Origin of the sequence: Rhizobium ecuadorense, assembly GCF_001187535.1 — a bacterium.
Taxonomy (GTDB): domain Bacteria; phylum Pseudomonadota; class Alphaproteobacteria; order Rhizobiales; family Rhizobiaceae; genus Rhizobium; species Rhizobium ecuadorense.
Genome location: NZ_LFIO01000023.1, coordinates 76,418 through 92,698, shown reverse-complemented (window position 1 = coordinate 92,698; position 16,281 = coordinate 76,418). Strand labels below are relative to the sequence as shown.

Here is a 16,281-nt window from a genome sequence, read left to right as displayed (position 1 = left end):
GCTTTGGGCTTGGCGCGGGGTGGGGCATGGGTTAAATCGACGTCATGACGTGGACAATCAGGCCGCCGCGGGCGGAAGACCAGGAAATACTCGCGGAGATTTATCTTTCCGTGCGCCGCGAAACATTCGTCTGGGTCGACCCCGGCAAGTTCCACCGCGAGGATTTCGCCGCTCATACCAATGGCGAGACGGTCTTCGTCTGCGAGCATGAAAACGGTGGAGTAGCCGGATTCCTGGCGCTCTGGCCGGCCGATGATTTCATCCACATGCTCTATATCAGCCGGGACTTCCAGGGCTTTGGCGCCGGTACGGCGCTGCTGCAGGCGCTGCCCGAATGGCCGCAACACCGCTACCGGCTGAAGTGCCTGGTGAAGAACCGGCGGGCGAAGGCGTTCTACCTTTCCCACGGTTTCCGCGTGACCGGCAACGGCACGTCGCCGGAGGGCGATTATGAGGAGCTGAGCTTCTTTCCGGTTTGATCGAGCGCCGGACCGTCGTCGAATCCGAGCCGGTTTTACCGTGCCGGAAGCTGCCCGGCGATTTCCTCGGCGCGGCTCTTGTGGCGGTCGGCCTCACCCTGCCAGCGGATGGCTTCCTTGGCTTCGGTGCGGGCGCGCTTGCGGTGTTTGCCCTGGCTGAACCAGGTGGCGGCCGAGCCGATCAGCATGCCTGCGATCAGGGCAACGACCAGGAAGACGAAGAAGGGTGCGGAAAGCGCAAGTACCTGATCCTCCGGCCGGAACGGATTGAAGGCGAGCGTGACGCTTTGCCGGTTGGCGACGCAGAAGACAATGAGGACGACGCCGAGCGGCAGCAGAATCAACAGGTTGACGATCTTCTTGGCCATTTGAGCTCTCCATGCGTCGGATGGTGCCGCTCTCTTCGCGCGGCGCGTTGTATCTGCGCATCGGCCCCGAAAATCGCTTCCGATTTTCGGGGCCGATGCATGAGCAGAATAGAAAAGCGGCCTACGAGTTCAAGTGCGGATTCGCCGCAGGCGGCTTGCGCCGCTCAATCCTCTTCGTCCGCCTGGCCGGGATTGAGCCGCTCGCGCAGCTCCTTGCCGGTCTTGAAGAAGGGAACCCACTTCTCCTCGACGAAGACGGTATCGCCGGTGCGCGGATTGCGGCCGGAGCGGGACGGGCGGTTCTTGACCGAAAACGCGCCAAAGCCGCGCAATTCGACACGGTTGCCCGCAGCCAGTGCATCCGTGATCTCGTCGAGAACCGCGTTGACGATATTCTCGACGTCGCGATGATAGAGATGCGGGTTGCGTGCCGCAACAATCTGCACCAATTCGGACTTGATCACAGTCGCCCCCTTAAATTATTGATTTCTTATCAATCGTGGCCAACCTGCCAAACTGAAAGCAGCCCGTCAAGAAGCAACTTTGGGGGCAGGATTCCATTGATATCCTGGCCTTTCATGAGATCATCATAACCGAAGATCGTAATCAACCGCGAAACAGCCCCAGCGAGCAGAAACGGCGTGTTGCTCTTCTTGTCCCAGTCCACCATCGGCAGGTCGGCGTCGACGCCGCGCGACTTGAGATAGGCCCGGATTTCCGGCTCGCCGCCGATCGTATCGATAAGTTTCACCTTGAGCGCCTGGCGGCCGGTATAAATGGTGCCGTCGGCGAGCTTCAGCACCTCGTCGCGCGGCAGCTTGCGCCGGTCGGCGACCAGATCGACAAACCAGTTATAGCTGTCGACCACCATGTTGCGGATCATTGCCTTGGCCTCCTCGCTCGCCTCGTGGAAGGGCGAGGGCTCGGCCTTCAGCGGCGAGGATTTGATCTCCTGCAGCGAGACGCCGATCTTGTCGAGCAGCGGCTGGATCTGCGGATACTGGAAGATGACGCCGATCGAGCCGGTGATCGAGCTGTCGCCGGCAATGATCGTATCGCCGGCGGTGGCGATCATGTAGCCGGCGGAGGCGGCAAGCGTGCGCACGTCGGAGACGACGGGCTTTTTGGCCGAAATCGCACGGATCGCCTTGAAGATTTTTTCGCCGCCATAGGTCGTGCCGCCGGGTGAGGAGATCGAAATCACCGCGGCCTTCACCTGGTCGTTGGTCTCGACCTTCTTCAGCCGCTCCAGAAGCTCGTCGTCGTCGACGATCAGCCCCGATATCGTCACATGGGCGATATGCGGGCGGCCCATCTTGCTGTCGCCGACGACGAAGCTGTAGAAGGCGAAACCAAGCGCCACGACAAGGGCCACCGCCGCGAGGCGCCAGAACCAGAGCTTGCGGCGCAGCCGCCGGCGATCCGCGATCATCGAACTGTCCATGAGATACCTCCAGCGCTGGCCCCGGCTTCGGCATGCCCGCCGATGGATCCGGTGAAATAGGTGGCAGCGGCGCGTACGAATGCCACTTTTTGATGTTTTTCCGTTTTGTTGCTTGTTGCAGAAAAAATTCCATATTGGCAAGCCAATGTAATAATGCGAAACGAACTGTGATTGGCGGCCGGCTTTGTTGCGAGGCGCTGCCGTCACCGCACATGGAACGAGACCTATGCTCGATACCCTGAAGAACAACGGAAATGCCGCCTATGCGGGCTCCGGCAGGAGCGCCTATGGCGATGCGTTGTTCCATTCCGCCCGCGTGCGGCGGCTGAAGATTTTGCTGCCGGTGGCAGCCCTCGTCGTCGCGGCTGGCCTGACGGCGGTGGCGTTGGTCAAGATCTATCTGCCCGAGAACATCAAGATGGAAGGCGCCAAGATCGAGAACGGCAAGGTCGTGATGGAAAAGCCGGCGATCGCGGGCCGTAATTCCGACGGCGTCAACTATTCGATGCTTGCCGAAAGGGCGCTGCAGGATATCCGCAATCCCGATCTGATCACGCTTGAGACCATCAAGGCCGCCGTGCCGATGAATGACGGGCTGATTGCCCGCGTCGTCGCCTCGACGGCCGATTACAATCGCGCCACCGACAACCTGCATATGACGGCCCCCTTCACCCTGGTGCTGAGCAGCGGCCTCAACGCGAATTTCCAGTCCGCCCGGCTCGACATCAAGGGCGGAAACATGCGCAGCGACGACCCCGTCACCATCACCAAGGACAATGCCTCCATTGTTGCGAAGACGCTCCAGATAACCGATAAGGGGCGGGTGATCACATTCGAGGGGAATGTTCGCATGAATGTCGATCCATCCACCATCCATAAACAGGGCACTTAACCAGCCGGGTCATCCATGACAAAAGATTGTCGTTTTTCCACTTGCAAGACTGGCATGGCATTCATTGCCGGCGCATTTGCCCTTATTCTGATGGCCCCGGGCGCAGGCGCGCAGCAGGCGGCCACGATGTCGGGCATGAAGCTTTCCAACGACCAGCCGATCCAGATCGAAAGCGACAAGCTGGAGATCCACGATCAGGAGCACACTGCCTTGTTCACCGGCAAGGTCAAGGTCGTCCAGGGGACGACGACGATGCAGTCCGGCAAGATGACCGTCTATTACAAGGACAAGGCGGCAAAGCCCGCCGCTGATGGAGCGCAACCCGCAGCCCAGCCGCAGCAGTCGGCCTCGCTGGCATCGGGCAGTGCCGATATCGACAAGATCCTGGTGACCGACAAGGTCCTGCTGACATCGGGCACGCAGACGGCGACTGCCGATGACGGCGCTTTCGATATGGCCTCGCAGACATTCATCCTCACGGCGGATCAGGGCAACAAGGTTATTCTGTCGGATGGACCGAACGTCTTTACCGGCTGCAAATTGACCGTTCACATGCAAACCGGTCAGGCGGAGCTTGAAAGCTGCGGCGGGCGTGTCCAGATTCAGCTCGATCCAAAATCGCAGCCGAATGCACAGCAGAAGCAGAACTGAGAAGCCGGCCTCCCACGTGAAATTATCATCGCTATCCACCATGTTCGGCCAGCCCGGGCCACAAGCTGCGGGCGCCGCCGACAAAAGCCGCTATCAGGGAACGCTGATCGCCCGCGGTCTGACGAAGACCTATGCGACGCGTCGCGTCGTCAACGGCGTCTCGCTGGTGGTGCGCCGTGGCGAGGCCGTCGGACTGCTCGGCCCGAACGGCGCCGGCAAGACCACCTGCTTTTACATGATCACCGGCCTCGTGCCGGTGGATGAAGGCACGATCGAGATCGACGGCAACGACGTCACGACCATGCCGATGTACCGCCGCTCGCGTCTCGGCGTCGGTTACCTGCCGCAGGAAGCCTCGATCTTCCGCGGCCTGACGGTGGAAGAGAATATCCGCGCCGTCCTCGAAGTGCATGTCAAGGACAAGGCCGAGCGCGAGCAGAAGCTGAACGAGCTGCTGGAGGAATTCCATATCCAGAAGCTGCGCAAGAGTGCCGCCGTCGCCCTGTCGGGCGGTGAGCGCCGCCGCCTCGAAATCGCCCGGGCGCTTGCGACCGACCCGACCTTCATGCTGCTTGACGAACCCTTCGCCGGCGTCGATCCGATCTCGGTCGCCGACATCCAGAATCTCGTCCACCACCTGACGGCGCGCGGCATCGGCGTTCTCATCACCGACCACAATGTGCGCGAGACGCTGGGCCTGATCGACCGCGCCTACATCATCCATGCCGGTGAAGTGCTGACCCATGGCCGGGCGAACGACATCGTCAACAATCCGGAAGTGCGCCGGCTTTATCTCGGCGACAATTTCAGCCTCTGAATGGCTGATGACGCCAAAGACGGGGACGCTGCCTCAGTCGTCCTGAAACGGCGCAGACCTTTCGCCGACACCTGTCCCACCGCAGAAATTAACCGCGCTGACATAGTTCCGCTTGACCAAATGAGATAAAAAAGCAATTTTTGGGCCAGTTGGATTTCCGTCGCCTGAAGTGTGATCGGACGCGGTTTCCCGGAGGAATCGAGGGAGTTTCGCGTCCGTCATGGCACTGTCCGCCAGTCTTTTCCTGCGCCAGAACCAATCCCTGGTGATGACACCGCAACTGATGCAATCCATCCAGTTGCTGCAGATGACGCATGTCGAGCTCACCCAGTTCATCGCCCAGGAGGTGGAGAAGAACCCGCTGCTCGAATTTCCGTCGAATGACGGCGAGGCAGGGGCCGAACGCGGCGAAGCCGAAGATGAGCCTTATGGTCATCCGCCGGAGGATGCGGGCTCGGACGACGGCTATGACAACCGCACCGACGCGCTCTCCAGCGACTGGTACGACAATGGCGGCAGCGCCAGCACCAGCCGGCTGAACGACGAACTCGACGCCAACTATACCAATGTTTTTCCCGATGACAGCGCGCCGCAGCGCCTCGATGCGCCGGAGCTCGTCGGCCAGTGGAAATCGATGCCGGGCAGCGGCGGCGAGGGCGCCGATTACGATCTCGACGATTTCGTCGCCGGCCAGGTGTCGTTGCGCGATCATCTCGTCCAGCAGATCCCCTTCATCCTGCCCGACATGGCCGATCGGCTGATCGCGCAGAACTTCGTCGATCAGCTCGACGATGCCGGTTATCTGCAGGTCGATCTCGTCGAGACCGGCGAACGGCTGGGCACCAGCCTGACTGCGGCCGAGCGTGTGCTTGCCGCCCTGCAGACGCTCGATCCGCCGGGAGTTTTCGCCCGCAGCCTCTCGGAATGCCTGGCGATCCAGCTCAGGCAGAAGGACCGATACGACCCCGCCATGCAGGCGCTCGTCGAAAACCTCGAACTGCTGGCGCGGCGCGATTTCGCCACGCTGAAGCGGCTCTGCGGCGTCGACGAGGAAGATCTTCTCGATATGCTCGGCGAAATTCGCCAGCTCAATCCCAAACCCGGCAGCGGTTTCGAGACCGGCGTTTCCGAAGCGATCATGCCCGACGTCGTCGTCAGGCCCTCTTCGGAGGGCGGCTGGCTGGTCGAGCTTAATCCGGATACGCTGCCGCGCGTGCTGGTCAACCAATCCTATTTTTCCCGCGTGACCCGCAATGGCGAGGATCACGCCTTCCTTTCCGAATGCCTGCAGAGCGCCAACTGGCTGACACGCAGTCTCGACCAGCGGGCGAAGACCATCATGAAGGTGGCAAGCGAGATCGTCCGCCAGCAGGACGCCTTCCTGCTGAACGGCGTCGACCACCTGCGCCCGCTGAACCTGAAGACGGTCGCCGAAGCGATCAAGATGCATGAATCCACCGTCAGCCGCGTCACCTCGAACAAATATATGCTGACGCCGCGCGGCCTCTTCGAACTCAAATATTTCTTCACCGTCTCGATCAGCGCCGTCGCCGGCGGCGACAGCCATTCGGCCGAGGCCGTGCGTCACAAGATCCGCGCGCTGATCATGCAGGAGAGCCCGGACGCGGTGCTCTCCGACGACGATATCGTCGACATGCTGAAGAAGGGCGGCGTGGATCTCGCCCGGCGCACGGTTGCCAAATACCGCGAGGCCATGAACATCGCCTCCTCGGTGCAGCGCCGCCGCGAAAAGCGGGCGCTCGCCAAGGTCGCCGGCTTCTGACACCGCAATGCTTCGGTCTTGATCGAAGCATCCAGCTCCAAATCCCGTTATTGCTCTGGCGTCTGGAGCGAACTGGGAAAGCCGACCATGATGCCGCAAAATCAGAAGCTTGCCAGGGAGCTTTTTCTGCTGTTGGCGCTGGCGACCCTTTGGGGGGCCTCCTATACTTTCATCAAGATCGGTGTCGAGACGATCCCGCCGGTGACGTTGATCGCGGTCCGCACGCTGATTGCCGGTGCCATCCTGCTTATCGTCCTCCGCTACCGGCGAATCCGCCTGCCCACCGACGGCGAGACGTGGCGGCGGCTTTTCGTCCAGGCCTGTCTGAACAGCGTCATTCCCTTCACGCTGATCGCCTGGGCGGAACAATCCGTCGATGCCGGGCTGGCGGTGATTCTCAATTCGGCGACGCCGATCTTCACCTTCCTGCTGACCGTGTTGATAACCCGCCATGAGCAGGTGACGGCGCGAAAGCTTTTCGGCGTCATATCAGGGCTTGCCGGCATCTGCCTGGTCATCGGCGTCTCGGTGCTCGGCGGTCTCGGCGAAAGCCTGACGGCGCAGCTCGCCATCATCCTGGCGACCACCTGCTATGCTGGTGCGGCGATTTTCAGCAAGAACTTCAAGGGGCTCGATCCCATCGTGCCGGCGGCCGGCTCGTTGATCTCAGGTGCGGTCATTCTGTTGCCGGTCAGCCTTGTCGTCGACCGGCCGTGGACGCTCGATCCATCGGCCGCATCGATTCTGGCGCTGCTGGCTCTTTCCGCCTTTTCGACGGCGCTTGCCTTTTCGATCTATTTCCGCCTCGTCCAGACGCTGGGTTCGGTCGGAACGACGTCGCAAGCCTATCTCAGGGTTCCGATCGGCGTTGCGATCGGCATCGTTTTCCTCGGCGAAAGGCTGAGCTCCACCGCCTGGATTGGACTCATTTGCGTCATTCTCGGTGTCGCAGCTATGACGATCCCGGCAAGGGTGAGTACAAGCAGGGCGGGAATGGTCTAGGCATCACTGGCTAGCGGTCGGCCGCATCCCCGGTATTCCTTGGCGCGGCATCACACGCGGTGCGCGCATTGGCAGCCGCGGTTTTCGCCCTATTGACTTTCCGGCAGCGGCTGGCTAGAAGCCCGCCGCAATCGATGCCGCAAACGGCATCTGGAGTTATCCCCAGCATCAGAAGGGTACCAAGGACCAGCAGGCTGACGCCGATCTTGCTTGAGATTGCGCGAAGTGCTTGGATGAACCTGAGGCTTGGCGTAAACTGATACCCGCAAACGACATAAGAAGGGAAACTCCATGAGTGTGCGTGTGTCCGGTAAACATATGGAAATTGGTGAATCGTTCCGTCAAAAGATCGAGGACCAAATTGGTATGGCCATCACGAAATACTTCGACGGGGGGTATTCCGGCCAGGTGACCGTGGAAAAGGCGAGTTCTCGTTTCTCCGCAGATTGCAAGCTTCATCTCGACAGCGGGGTGGTGCTGCATGCGGCCGGTGAAGCGACCGATCCCCAGCTTGCTTTTGACGCCGCTTCGGAGCGCATCGAAAAGCGTCTGCGCCGCTATAAGCGCAAGCTGAAGGACCATCATGCCGGAAACCATCTGAACGGTTTTGCAGAAGTCTCCTACACGGTCATGGACTCTGTTCCTGATCACGAGGATGAAATTCCCGACGATTTCGCCCCTGCAATCGTCGCCGAAAGCACGAAGCAGCTGAAGACCATGTCGGTCGCCACCGCCGTGATGGCACTCGACATGACCGACGAGCCGCTTCTCCTGTTCCGCAGCCCCGGCAAGGAACATTTGAACATCGTTTACCGTCGGCACGACGGAAATATTGGCTGGATCGATTCGGCCAATATCAAAGGCTGAGGTCAGGGCAGTGAGCGGCGGTATTGCCGCCGCTCCTTGCATTTGATCCCGGCGACAGAAGGAAAAAGAAATGGCATTGGCAGATTTGCTCCATCAGGATGCGATCATTCCCGCCCTCAGAGTAAATTCCAAGAAACAGCTGCTTCAGGAATTGGCCGCAAGAGCCGCCAGGATCACCGGGCTCTCCGAACGGGAGATCTTCGACGTCATCCTGCAGCGCGAACGCCTTGGCTCGACCGGCGTCGGCAACGGCATCGCCATTCCCCACGGCAAGCTGGTCAACATCCATTCGATCGTCGGCATCTTCGCCCGGCTGGAGCAGCCTGTCGATTTCGAGGCCCTGGACGACCAGCCTGTCGACCTCGTTTTCCTGCTGCTGGCGCCGGAAGGCGCGGGCGCTGATCACCTCAAGGCCCTGTCGCGGATTGCCCGCGTGCTGCGCGACCACGATCTGGTCGCCAAGCTGCGCGCCACCGATTCCGCTTCGGCGATCTACGCCTTCCTCAATGAAGAGCAGACGTCCAACGCCGCCTGAACCAGGCCCTGCAAAACTGTGCAGCAGTCTTGCGACAATGCGATGCGCGTCAGGCCGGAAACCGCCGCAACTCCCGGAATCAGCGGGAGTCTAGCCGGCGGCTTCGCAAGGCAACCCGCTATATCCTGGCTGCGACGTCTTCACCCGAAGGGATCGAAGGCTGTGCTCCTGATTTGAGGCAGGCGAGCGAACCGGCGACCGCCGCCCGGCGCAGCGCCGAGGCAAAATCCAGACCCTCGTCGAGGCTCGCAGCGAAATAGCCGCAGAAGGTGTCGCCGGCGCCGACCGTATCGACGGGTTCGATCTTCAGGCCCTGCGCCCGCGCGATCGCTCCGTCGCGGATGGCGACGACGCCGTCGCCGCCGAGCGTCACGATCAGCGTCTGGCCGGTTTCGGCGTGCAGGCGCGTCAGGGCCGCCTCGCGCGCTTGCGCGTCCATGCCGTCCTGTCCGGCCAGCCGCTCGAATTCGGTCTCGTTGGCGATGACGATATCGGCGAGCCGGCCGAGACGCGGCGCATCGGGAATCAAGGGAGCAAGGTTGAGAATGCTGGTGACGCCCTCGGCGCGGGCGGCCGACAGCGCGCGTTCGACGGCTGATGTCGGCACTTCGAGCTGCAGCATCAGGATATCGCGTTCCTGCATGCCGCCGATCGCGGCCTCGGCATCGTCGGGCGTGACCAGGCCGTTGGCGCCGGGAACGACGGCGATCATGTTTTCGCCGTCGCCGCCGACCAGGATCAGCGCCGTGCCTGTGGGACCGTCGACATGTTTGACGCGGGAAAGATCGGTACCCGCATCATTGAGCAGGGAAAGGGCATCGGCGGCAAAACTGTCCTTGCCGACGGCGCCGGCCATATGCACATGGCGACCGGCGCGCCGCGCGGCCAGCGCCTGGTTGGCGCCCTTGCCGCCGGCGGCGGTGGCAAAGCCGTTGCCGGCCACCGTCTCGCCGGGCTTCGGCAGGCGCTCGGTGGTGGCGATGAGGTCCATGTTGATGGACCCGAAAACTGTAATCATCAGGGATGTCCCGTCCTCTGGCGCATGCAGGCGACGTCATGCTCCTGCTGTTTCATGCGGGCGAGACACTGCCCGAAGCGGTCACTCCTCGTCAACCACCCGCAGCTTGAGAAGACCGGTGCGGCTTTCCACCGATTTGGCCGCGGGTTCGCCGTCGCGGGCCGGCTTGGCCTCGCCACCGCCCGCTTCGAATTCCAGCGCTTCGATCTTGGCGCCGCGCCTGGTCAGTTTGTCGGCCGAGGTGACGACCATGTCGATGTCCTTCTGCGCCATAGCAAAGTGACCTTGCAGCTTGCGCACCCGCTCATCGAGGCGGCCGAGATCGTCCATCAGGATTGCCACCTCGCCCTGGATCAGATGCGCCTGCGCCCGCATGCGCTGGTCCTTGAGCACGGCCTGGATGACCTGGATCGACAGCATCAGCAGCGACGGCGAAACAATGACGACACGCGCCCGGTGCGCCTTCTGCACCACCGGCTCGAAATTCTCGTGGAGCTCGGCGAAGATCGATTCCGACGGCACGAAGAGAAAGGCCGTATCCTGGGTTTCGCCCTGGATCAGATATTTCTCGGAAATGTCCCGGATGTGGATCTCCATGTCGCGGCGAAACTGCTGGCCGGCGATCTTGCCGGCCTCCGGGTTGCCGGCGTCGCGGATCGCGTTCCAGGCTTCGAGCGGAAATTTCGCATCGATCACCAGCGGCGGCGCGCCGTTCGGCATGCGGATCGTGCAGTCCGGCCGCGAACCGTTGGTGAGCGTCTGCTGGAAGGCATAGGCGCCCATCGGCAGGCCGTCGGCGATGATCGTTTCCATCCGGGACTGGCCGAAGGCGCCGCGCGTCTGCTTGTTGGAAAGAATGGCCTGCAGCCCGACGACATCCTTGGCCAGCGTCTGGATATTGTTCTGCGCCGCATCGATCACCGCCAGCCGCTCCTGCAACCGCTGCAGGTTCTCATGCGTCGACTTGGTCTGCTCGGTAATCGTCGAGTTGACGCGCTGCGACATGCCGTCGAGGCGTTGGCTGATCGCCTGGTTGAGCTCGCTCTGCCGCGCCCCGAAAACCTCGGTCATTGCCGCGATGCGGCCCTGCATTTCCGCCTGGATCTTCAGAAGCTCGGCCATGCGCGCGTCGCTTTCTCCAGCGCGAAAGCTCGCCTCCTCCGCCTGTTCGCGGCGAAGGCTTGCACCACGCAGCAGCAGCACGGTCACCAGCAGGACAAAGGCCAGCAGAACCCCGCCGGCAAGCGCCAACATGGTCGGGCTGATCGAGGCAAGCGGTAAAGTGAACGAATCGGAATGGGCGGTCATGCCGCAACCATAACAGAAGGGGCGGCAATATATAGATCAAAGCGTGAACGAAACTGGAGGCCCCCGATATATTCGCACGCGGTGGCGGCTGCTGGCCTATGCGATCACTCGGCACCGCTGTCCGCCAGCGACCCGAGGCGAATATGGCGAAATTCCGGGCGGAGATGCAAAAAAGCGTCTTCCCCGCCTGCCGGATAATTCCATAGTCGGAAAAGATGGGTTATGGGAACGCCATGACCATCAAGCCACTCATCATTCTTCCCGATCCCCTTCTCCGCCAGATCTCCAAGCCGATCGAGCGGGTCGACGCCGACCTGCAGCGTCTTGCCGACGATATGCTGGAAACCATGTACGACGCGCCGGGCATCGGCCTTGCGGCGATCCAGATCGGCGTGCCGCGCCGTATGCTGGTCATCGACGTGTCGCGCGAGGGCGAGGAAAAGCAGCCGCAGGTCTTCATCAACCCGGAGATCGTCACCTCCTCCGACGATCGCTCGGTCTATGAGGAAGGCTGCCTGTCGATCCCGGATTATTATGCCGAGGTCGAGCGCCCGGCTGTCGTCTCGGTCAAATATCTCGACCGCCACGGCAAGGAACAGACGGTGGAGGCCGACGGCCTGCTCGCCACCTGCCTGCAGCACGAGATCGACCATCTGAACGGCGTGCTGTTCATCGATTATATCTCGCGGCTGAAGCGGGAGATGGTGATCAAGAGGTTCACCAAGGCGGCGAAGTCGAAGGCGCTCTGAGCGCCGCGTTGAAAATTCGCCGGCGAGGCATTATGATATCACTGATATCATGATGGAGGTGCCGCATGGGTGATTTTCTGATCAGGAATATTTCCGAGGCGATGAAGCGAGACATTGCGGAATCGGCGCAGCGCAGTGGAAACAGTCTTTCTGACGAGGCCAAGGAACTTTTGCGGGAAGCGCTTCAGAGAAAAACCGGAGCAAAGCCCGAGGCCGTGTCGGCCTATGCAGCGATACGCGCCGCTTTCGAAAGAGAAGACGCGGTAGACGACGAATTTGCTGCAATCATGGAGGAAATCGAGGCCGCGCGGAAAAAGGATTTTGGCCGGCCGTTTGAGGACTTCGAATGATCGTTCTCGATACGAATGTGGTTTCCGAGTTTGCCAGGTCATTACCCAATGAAAAGGTGAAGGCTTGGATGTTGCGGCAGGATAGCTCGAGAATCTGGCTTTGCACTGTCGGGTTGATGGAGCAGATTTACGGCGCTGAAAGGGTTCTCTTGAAGACCGGATCGGATCGCTTCTTTCGCGCCATCGAGAATTTGGTGAAAGGCCAATTTCGTGATCGTATTGTTGGCTGGGATTTGGAAGCGGCCATGGCAACCGGACGCCTGCGGGCGAAACGTGAAAACATAGGGCGTCCGATTTCGGTCCAGGATGCCATGATTGCCGCCATCTGCCTTGCCAACGGCGCCACACTCGCCACCCGCAACACCAGAGATTTCGAGGGGCTTGATCTCAAGCTCGTAAACCCGTTTGAAGAGGGTTGACCCTCAATTGGCGAGATAGAATGTCCCTTCGCATCATCTTCATGGGAACCCCCGAGTTCTCGGTCCCGACCCTGCGTCTGCTCGTCGATGCCGGCCACAGGATCGTCGCCGTCTATACCCAGCCGCCGCGGCCGGGCGGGCGGCGCGGGCTCGATCTGCAGAAATCGCCGGTGCATCAGGCGGCCGAACTGCTCGGTCTTCCGGTCTTCACGCCGGTCAATTTCAGGGATGCCGAGGAGCGCGAGCGGTTCGCCGCCCTCAAGGCCGATGTCGCCGTCGTCGTCGCCTACGGATTGCTGCTGCCGGAGCCGGTTTTGAACGGCACCCGTGACGGCTGCTACAATGGCCATGCCTCGCTGCTGCCGCGCTGGCGGGGGGCCGCGCCGATCCAGCGGGCGATCATGGCGGGTGATGAGAAGACCGGCATGATGGTGATGAAGATGGACAAGGGCCTCGATACCGGCGCCGTCGCGCTGACCCGCGAAGTCGGGATCAACCCAAACATGACGGCCGGCGAGCTGCACGACCGGCTGATGCAGGTTGGCGCCAAGGCGATGGCGGAAGCCATGGTGAAGCTTGAAATGAACGACCTGCCGCTGACGCCGCAGCCGGAAGAGGGCGTGCTCTATGCCGCCAAGATCGACAAGGCCGAGACGCGCATCGATTTCGCCAGGGATTCCAAAGATGTGCACAATCATATCCGCGGACTGGCGCCTTTTCCGGGCGCCTGGTTCGAGCTCGAGATCGGCGGCAAGCCGGAGCGGGTGAAGGTGCTGGGATCCGAGCTGGCGGAAGGCGAGGGGGCTGCCGGGCAATTGCTGAGCGGTGATTTCGTGGTCGCCTGCGCCTCGGGTGCTGTGCGGCTGACTAGGCTGCAGAAGGCCGGCGGCAAGCCGCTGGCGGCAGCCGACTTCCTCAGGGGCACGCCGCTTGCCGCCGGCACGAGGCTTTCCTGATGCCGCGTTTCCGCATGACCGTCGAATATGACGGCGGCCCTTATGTTGGCTGGCAGCGGCAGGAGAACGGCCCCTCGGTGCAGGGCGCGATCGAAGCGGCAGTGCTGTCGCTGACCGGCGAGACGGTCTCGGTCCGCGGCGCCGGCCGCACCGACTCCGGCGTCCACGCCATGGGGCAGGTGATTCATGCCGATCTTTCCAAGGACTGGTCGCCCTACCAGCTGCAGAATGCCTTGAACGCACATCTGAGGCTCGGCGACGAGCGTGTCTCCATTCTCGATGTCGAAGCGGTTCCGGAATTCTTCGATGCCCGCTTTTCGGCGCTGCGCCGCCATTATCTCTACCGTATCGTCAGCCGCCGGGCGCCGCTGGCGCTTGAAGCCGGCAAGGCCTGGTGGGTGCCGAAGGTGCTCGACCACGAGGTCATGCATGCCGCCGCCCAGCGGCTGGTCGGCCGGCACGATTTTTCCACCTTCCGCGCCGCCCATTGCCAGGCAAACAGCCCGGTGCGCACGCTCGACCGGCTGGATGTGACCCGCAACGGCGAGCTGATCGAAATCCGCGCCACGGCGCAGAGCTTCCTCCACAACCAGATCCGTTCCTTCGCCGGCACGCTGAAGCTCGCCGGCGAAGGCAAATGGACGCCTGACGATGTCGAGGCGGCGCTCGAAGCGCGCGACCGCAAGGCCTGCGGGCCGGTGGCGCCGCCCGACGGGCTCTATTTTCTGCAGGTGGATTATCCAGACGTGATCGTCGATCGGCGCAGGCCGGTCAGTGATCCCGACGACGATCAATCATAGGCTTGATCAGACCGGATAGATGCCGAGGAAGTGCTGCAGATATTCCGAAAGGATCATCGACGGCACCAGCAGCACCAGCGTCATCGCCCCGACCATCAGCGCGTGGCCGTGGCAGATCATCCTGAGGATGCGCGCCAGCGCGAAGACCTGCGCCAGCATGAAGGCAAGCAGCAGCAGCGAGACGAGGCCGACGGAGCCGGGAAGGAAGACCACCATCGCCAGCAGCAGACCGTTGATATAGGAGAGCGGCACGCCGAGCCAGTTGACGCTGACGACGACCGGCGCGAAACGCTCGCCCATGCGGAAGGCAAGCAGCAGCAGCCCGGCAAAAACCAGCGGCACGAACCAGTTGGCGAGTTCGACGAGGCCGAGCCTGAGATAGAAAGCAAAGCCGACATCGGCTTCCGGCGGCATCGACCGCAGAAAGACCTGCCGCCACCAGAGCCAGGAAATGCCCATCGGCGGCAGGCACCAGGCCATCGCCCAGAACGAGCGGTTGACGCCGCGCTCGGACATGTCGAGGTAGCGGAAGCCGCGCGGGTCCAGCCGGATCAGCAGCCAGAGGCCGGCCAGATAATACTGGACTTCTCTAAGCCCCGGCATTGGCGAACCAGTGGGCGATGAAGGTTTCGTAGATCGCCGTCAGCATCTCCAGATCGGAAACGGCGACACGCTCGTCGACCATGTGCATCGTCTGGCCGACGAGGCCGAACTCGACGACCGGGCAATAATCCTTGATGAAACGCGCATCCGACGTGCCGCCGGTGGTCGAAAGCTTAGGCGAGCGGCCGGTCACGCTCTCGACGGCCGATGACAGCGAGGCGATCAGGCCATTGTTGCGGGTCAGGAAGACATGGCTTGGCCGGTCGGCCCAGACGATATCGTATTTCACCGGTTCGCGGCCCGGCCGCAGCCGGCCGTCCCCGGCGGCGGCTTGCAGACGGCGCAGGATTTCGGCGCGCAGCGTCTCGGCCGTCCAGCTGTCGTTGAAGCGGATGTTGAAGCTTGCCGATGCCCTGGCCGGAATGACGTTGGTTGCCGGATTGCCGACATCGACCGTCGTCACCTCGAGATTCGAGGGCTGGAAATCGTCGGTGCCGCCGTCGAAGGGCGGGTCCATCAGCGCCTGCGTCAGCTGCAGCATGCCGCGCACCGGATTGTCGGCAAGATGCGGATAGGCGGCATGGCCCTGGACGCCGTGCACGGTGATCCTGCCCGACAGCGAGCCGCGCCGGCCGATCTTGATCATGTCGCCCAGCCTGTCGGGATTGGTGGGCTCGCCGACCAGGCAGGCATCCCAGCGCTCGCCGCGCTCAGCCGCCCATTGCAACAGCTTGATCGTGCCGTTGATCGCCGGGCCTTCCTCGTCGCCGGTGATCAGGAAGGAGATCGAGCCCTTGGGCGGTCCGCTTTTCTCGATATGGCGGGCGACGGCGGCGACGAAACAGGCGATGCCGCCCTTCATATCGACCGCGCCGCGGCCGAACAATTCGCCCTTCGATATCTCGGCGGCAAAGGGCGGATGCGTCCAGGCAGCCTCGTCACCGACCGGCACGACATCGGTATGGCCGGCAAACATCAGATGCGGGCCGTCGCTGCCGAGGCGGGCATAGAGGTTTTCGATGTCGGGCGTGCCCGCTTCGCTCGCTTTCACCTTGTCGACGATGAAGCCGAGCGGCGCAAGCATGGCGTCGAGCGCCGACAATGCGCCGCCTTCGGCTGGAGTCACGGAGGGGCAGCGAATCAGCGTCTGAAGATTGGCGACGGGATCGGTAGCGGTCATGGCGTCGAACTATCCGGCGGGAATGGCAAAGACATGGCAAGGCGGCGGCGCCTCGCGTAA

General features: G+C 62.2%; 20 protein-coding genes. 13 read left to right on the top strand and 7 right to left on the bottom strand.

Translation table 11 applies throughout. The features are described from left to right. The first annotated feature begins 44 nt into the window (after nucleotides 1-44). Entirely contained in the window at nucleotides 45-479 is a 435-nt protein-coding gene (locus AF337_RS01160) for a GNAT family N-acetyltransferase (protein ID WP_049730682.1), read from the top strand. Nucleotides 480-514: 35 nt separating this feature from the next. Here AF337_RS01160 and AF337_RS01155 read toward each other — a convergent pair whose 3' ends face one another. The 3 genes from AF337_RS01155 to sppA all read right to left on the bottom strand — a co-directional run bounded on the left by AF337_RS01155 (nucleotide 515) and on the right by sppA (nucleotide 2,291). After that, complete coding sequence (locus AF337_RS01155; RefSeq protein WP_049730681.1) at nucleotides 515-847, bottom strand: LapA family protein; 333 nt, start codon at nucleotides 845-847, stop codon at nucleotides 515-517. A gap of 164 nt (nucleotides 848-1,011) precedes the next feature. Next, nucleotides 1,012-1,311: an integration host factor subunit beta gene (locus AF337_RS01150; RefSeq protein WP_003544934.1), complete on the bottom strand. Its 300-nt coding sequence runs from the start codon at nucleotides 1,309-1,311 to the stop codon at nucleotides 1,012-1,014. Between the two features lie 29 nt (nucleotides 1,312-1,340). Beyond that, a complete protein-coding gene (gene sppA / locus AF337_RS01145) occupies nucleotides 1,341-2,291 on the bottom strand; it encodes a signal peptide peptidase SppA (protein WP_049730680.1) in 951 nt (316 codons plus the stop codon). A gap of 226 nt (nucleotides 2,292-2,517) precedes the next feature. Here sppA and lptC point away from each other — a divergent pair, with 226 nt between their 5' ends. From lptC to ptsN, 7 genes are all read left to right on the top strand, one after another. After that, on the top strand, nucleotides 2,518-3,183 hold the full coding sequence (gene lptC / locus AF337_RS01140; protein WP_049730679.1) for an LPS export ABC transporter periplasmic protein LptC: 666 nt from the start codon (nucleotides 2,518-2,520) through the stop codon (nucleotides 3,181-3,183). A gap of 15 nt (nucleotides 3,184-3,198) precedes the next feature. Beyond that, a complete protein-coding gene (locus AF337_RS01135; RefSeq protein WP_049730678.1) occupies nucleotides 3,199-3,834 on the top strand; it encodes an LptA/OstA family protein in 636 nt (211 codons plus the stop codon). A gap of 40 nt (nucleotides 3,835-3,874) precedes the next feature. Further along, a complete protein-coding gene (gene lptB, locus AF337_RS01130; RefSeq protein WP_003583867.1) occupies nucleotides 3,875-4,651 on the top strand; it encodes an LPS export ABC transporter ATP-binding protein in 777 nt (258 codons plus the stop codon). 220 nt (nucleotides 4,652-4,871) lie between these two features. Next, entirely contained in the window at nucleotides 4,872-6,434 is a 1,563-nt protein-coding gene (gene rpoN, locus AF337_RS01125; protein ID WP_049730677.1) for an RNA polymerase factor sigma-54, read from the top strand. Between the two features lie 87 nt (nucleotides 6,435-6,521). Next, a complete protein-coding gene (locus AF337_RS01120; RefSeq protein ID WP_049730676.1) occupies nucleotides 6,522-7,436 on the top strand; it encodes a DMT family transporter in 915 nt (304 codons plus the stop codon). Between the two features lie 291 nt (nucleotides 7,437-7,727). Beyond that, the gene (hpf, locus tag AF337_RS01115) at nucleotides 7,728-8,303 is read left to right on the top strand and encodes a ribosome hibernation-promoting factor, HPF/YfiA family (protein WP_003570772.1); all 576 of its coding nucleotides are present in this window, start codon (nucleotides 7,728-7,730) and stop codon (nucleotides 8,301-8,303) included. A gap of 70 nt (nucleotides 8,304-8,373) precedes the next feature. Next, a complete protein-coding gene (gene ptsN / locus AF337_RS01110) occupies nucleotides 8,374-8,838 on the top strand; it encodes a PTS IIA-like nitrogen regulatory protein PtsN (protein ID WP_003570770.1) in 465 nt (154 codons plus the stop codon). 118 nt (nucleotides 8,839-8,956) lie between these two features. Here the strand turns inward: ptsN and AF337_RS01105 are convergent, their stop codons facing one another. After that, nucleotides 8,957-9,856: a ribokinase gene (locus AF337_RS01105; RefSeq protein WP_049730675.1), complete on the bottom strand. Its 900-nt coding sequence runs from the start codon at nucleotides 9,854-9,856 to the stop codon at nucleotides 8,957-8,959. An 81-nt stretch (nucleotides 9,857-9,937) separates the two neighbouring features. Continuing rightward, entirely contained in the window at nucleotides 9,938-11,164 is a 1,227-nt protein-coding gene (locus AF337_RS01100) for a DNA recombination protein RmuC (RefSeq protein ID WP_049730674.1), read from the bottom strand. A 233-nt stretch (nucleotides 11,165-11,397) separates the two neighbouring features. Between AF337_RS01100 and def the strand changes: the two genes are divergently transcribed. The 5 genes from def to truA all read left to right on the top strand — a co-directional run bounded on the left by def (nucleotide 11,398) and on the right by truA (nucleotide 14,438). Continuing rightward, nucleotides 11,398-11,913, top strand: a complete 516-nt coding sequence (def, locus tag AF337_RS01095; RefSeq protein WP_049730789.1) for a peptide deformylase — start codon at nucleotides 11,398-11,400, stop codon at nucleotides 11,911-11,913. Nucleotides 11,914-11,978: 65 nt separating this feature from the next. Further along, nucleotides 11,979-12,263, top strand: a complete 285-nt coding sequence (locus AF337_RS01090) for a FitA-like ribbon-helix-helix domain-containing protein (RefSeq protein ID WP_049730673.1) — start codon at nucleotides 11,979-11,981, stop codon at nucleotides 12,261-12,263. Continuing rightward, nucleotides 12,260-12,682, top strand: coding sequence for a type II toxin-antitoxin system VapC family toxin (locus AF337_RS01085; RefSeq protein ID WP_049730672.1), 423 nt, complete (start codon nucleotides 12,260-12,262; stop codon nucleotides 12,680-12,682). The genes AF337_RS01090 and AF337_RS01085 overlap by 4 nt, the downstream gene beginning before the upstream one ends. Nucleotides 12,683-12,702: 20 nt before the next feature. Then, nucleotides 12,703-13,638 carry a methionyl-tRNA formyltransferase gene (fmt, locus tag AF337_RS01080; RefSeq protein WP_049730671.1) on the top strand — a complete coding sequence of 312 codons (936 nt, stop codon included), beginning with the start codon at nucleotides 12,703-12,705 and terminating at the stop codon, nucleotides 13,636-13,638. Further along, nucleotides 13,638-14,438, top strand: coding sequence for a tRNA pseudouridine(38-40) synthase TruA (gene truA, locus AF337_RS01075; RefSeq protein ID WP_049730670.1), 801 nt, complete (start codon nucleotides 13,638-13,640; stop codon nucleotides 14,436-14,438). Before fmt ends, truA begins: the two co-directional genes overlap by 1 nt. Nucleotides 14,439-14,444: 6 nt before the next feature. On the opposite strand, the gene AF337_RS01070 is transcribed toward truA, so the two are convergent. Next, nucleotides 14,445-15,041, bottom strand: coding sequence for a hypothetical protein (locus tag AF337_RS01070; RefSeq protein ID WP_049730669.1), 597 nt, complete (start codon nucleotides 15,039-15,041; stop codon nucleotides 14,445-14,447). Next, nucleotides 15,028-16,221: a succinyl-diaminopimelate desuccinylase gene (gene dapE, locus AF337_RS01065; protein ID WP_049730668.1), complete on the bottom strand. Its 1,194-nt coding sequence runs from the start codon at nucleotides 16,219-16,221 to the stop codon at nucleotides 15,028-15,030. Before dapE ends, AF337_RS01070 begins: the two co-directional genes overlap by 14 nt. Between the last annotated feature and the right edge of the window lie 60 nt (nucleotides 16,222-16,281).

Excerpts from the sequence above, each read along its gene's own strand:
- AF337_RS01160 (WP_049730682.1), top strand. The coding sequence starts at position 45 with ATGACGTGGACAATCAGGCCGCCGCGGGCGGAAGACCAGGAAATACTC.
- AF337_RS01155 (WP_049730681.1), bottom strand. The coding sequence starts at position 847 with ATGGCCAAGAAGATCGTCAACCTGTTGATTCTGCTGCCGCTCGGCGTC.
- sppA (WP_049730680.1), bottom strand. The coding sequence starts at position 2,291 with ATGGACAGTTCGATGATCGCGGATCGCCGGCGGCTGCGCCGCAAGCTC.
- lptC (WP_049730679.1), top strand. The coding sequence starts at position 2,518 with ATGCTCGATACCCTGAAGAACAACGGAAATGCCGCCTATGCGGGCTCC.
- AF337_RS01135 (WP_049730678.1), top strand. The coding sequence starts at position 3,199 with ATGACAAAAGATTGTCGTTTTTCCACTTGCAAGACTGGCATGGCATTC.
- lptB (WP_003583867.1), top strand. The coding sequence starts at position 3,875 with ATGTTCGGCCAGCCCGGGCCACAAGCTGCGGGCGCCGCCGACAAAAGC.
- rpoN (WP_049730677.1), top strand. The coding sequence starts at position 4,872 with ATGGCACTGTCCGCCAGTCTTTTCCTGCGCCAGAACCAATCCCTGGTG.
- AF337_RS01120 (WP_049730676.1), top strand. The coding sequence starts at position 6,522 with ATGATGCCGCAAAATCAGAAGCTTGCCAGGGAGCTTTTTCTGCTGTTG.
- hpf (WP_003570772.1), top strand. The coding sequence starts at position 7,728 with ATGAGTGTGCGTGTGTCCGGTAAACATATGGAAATTGGTGAATCGTTC.
- ptsN (WP_003570770.1), top strand. The coding sequence starts at position 8,374 with ATGGCATTGGCAGATTTGCTCCATCAGGATGCGATCATTCCCGCCCTC.
- AF337_RS01105 (WP_049730675.1), bottom strand. The coding sequence starts at position 9,856 with ATGATTACAGTTTTCGGGTCCATCAACATGGACCTCATCGCCACCACC.
- AF337_RS01100 (WP_049730674.1), bottom strand. The coding sequence starts at position 11,164 with ATGACCGCCCATTCCGATTCGTTCACTTTACCGCTTGCCTCGATCAGC.
- def (WP_049730789.1), top strand. The coding sequence starts at position 11,398 with ATGACCATCAAGCCACTCATCATTCTTCCCGATCCCCTTCTCCGCCAG.
- AF337_RS01090 (WP_049730673.1), top strand. The coding sequence starts at position 11,979 with ATGGGTGATTTTCTGATCAGGAATATTTCCGAGGCGATGAAGCGAGAC.
- AF337_RS01085 (WP_049730672.1), top strand. The coding sequence starts at position 12,260 with ATGATCGTTCTCGATACGAATGTGGTTTCCGAGTTTGCCAGGTCATTA.
- fmt (WP_049730671.1), top strand. The coding sequence starts at position 12,703 with ATGTCCCTTCGCATCATCTTCATGGGAACCCCCGAGTTCTCGGTCCCG.
- truA (WP_049730670.1), top strand. The coding sequence starts at position 13,638 with ATGCCGCGTTTCCGCATGACCGTCGAATATGACGGCGGCCCTTATGTT.
- AF337_RS01070 (WP_049730669.1), bottom strand. The coding sequence starts at position 15,041 with ATGCCGGGGCTTAGAGAAGTCCAGTATTATCTGGCCGGCCTCTGGCTG.
- dapE (WP_049730668.1), bottom strand. The coding sequence starts at position 16,221 with ATGACCGCTACCGATCCCGTCGCCAATCTTCAGACGCTGATTCGCTGC.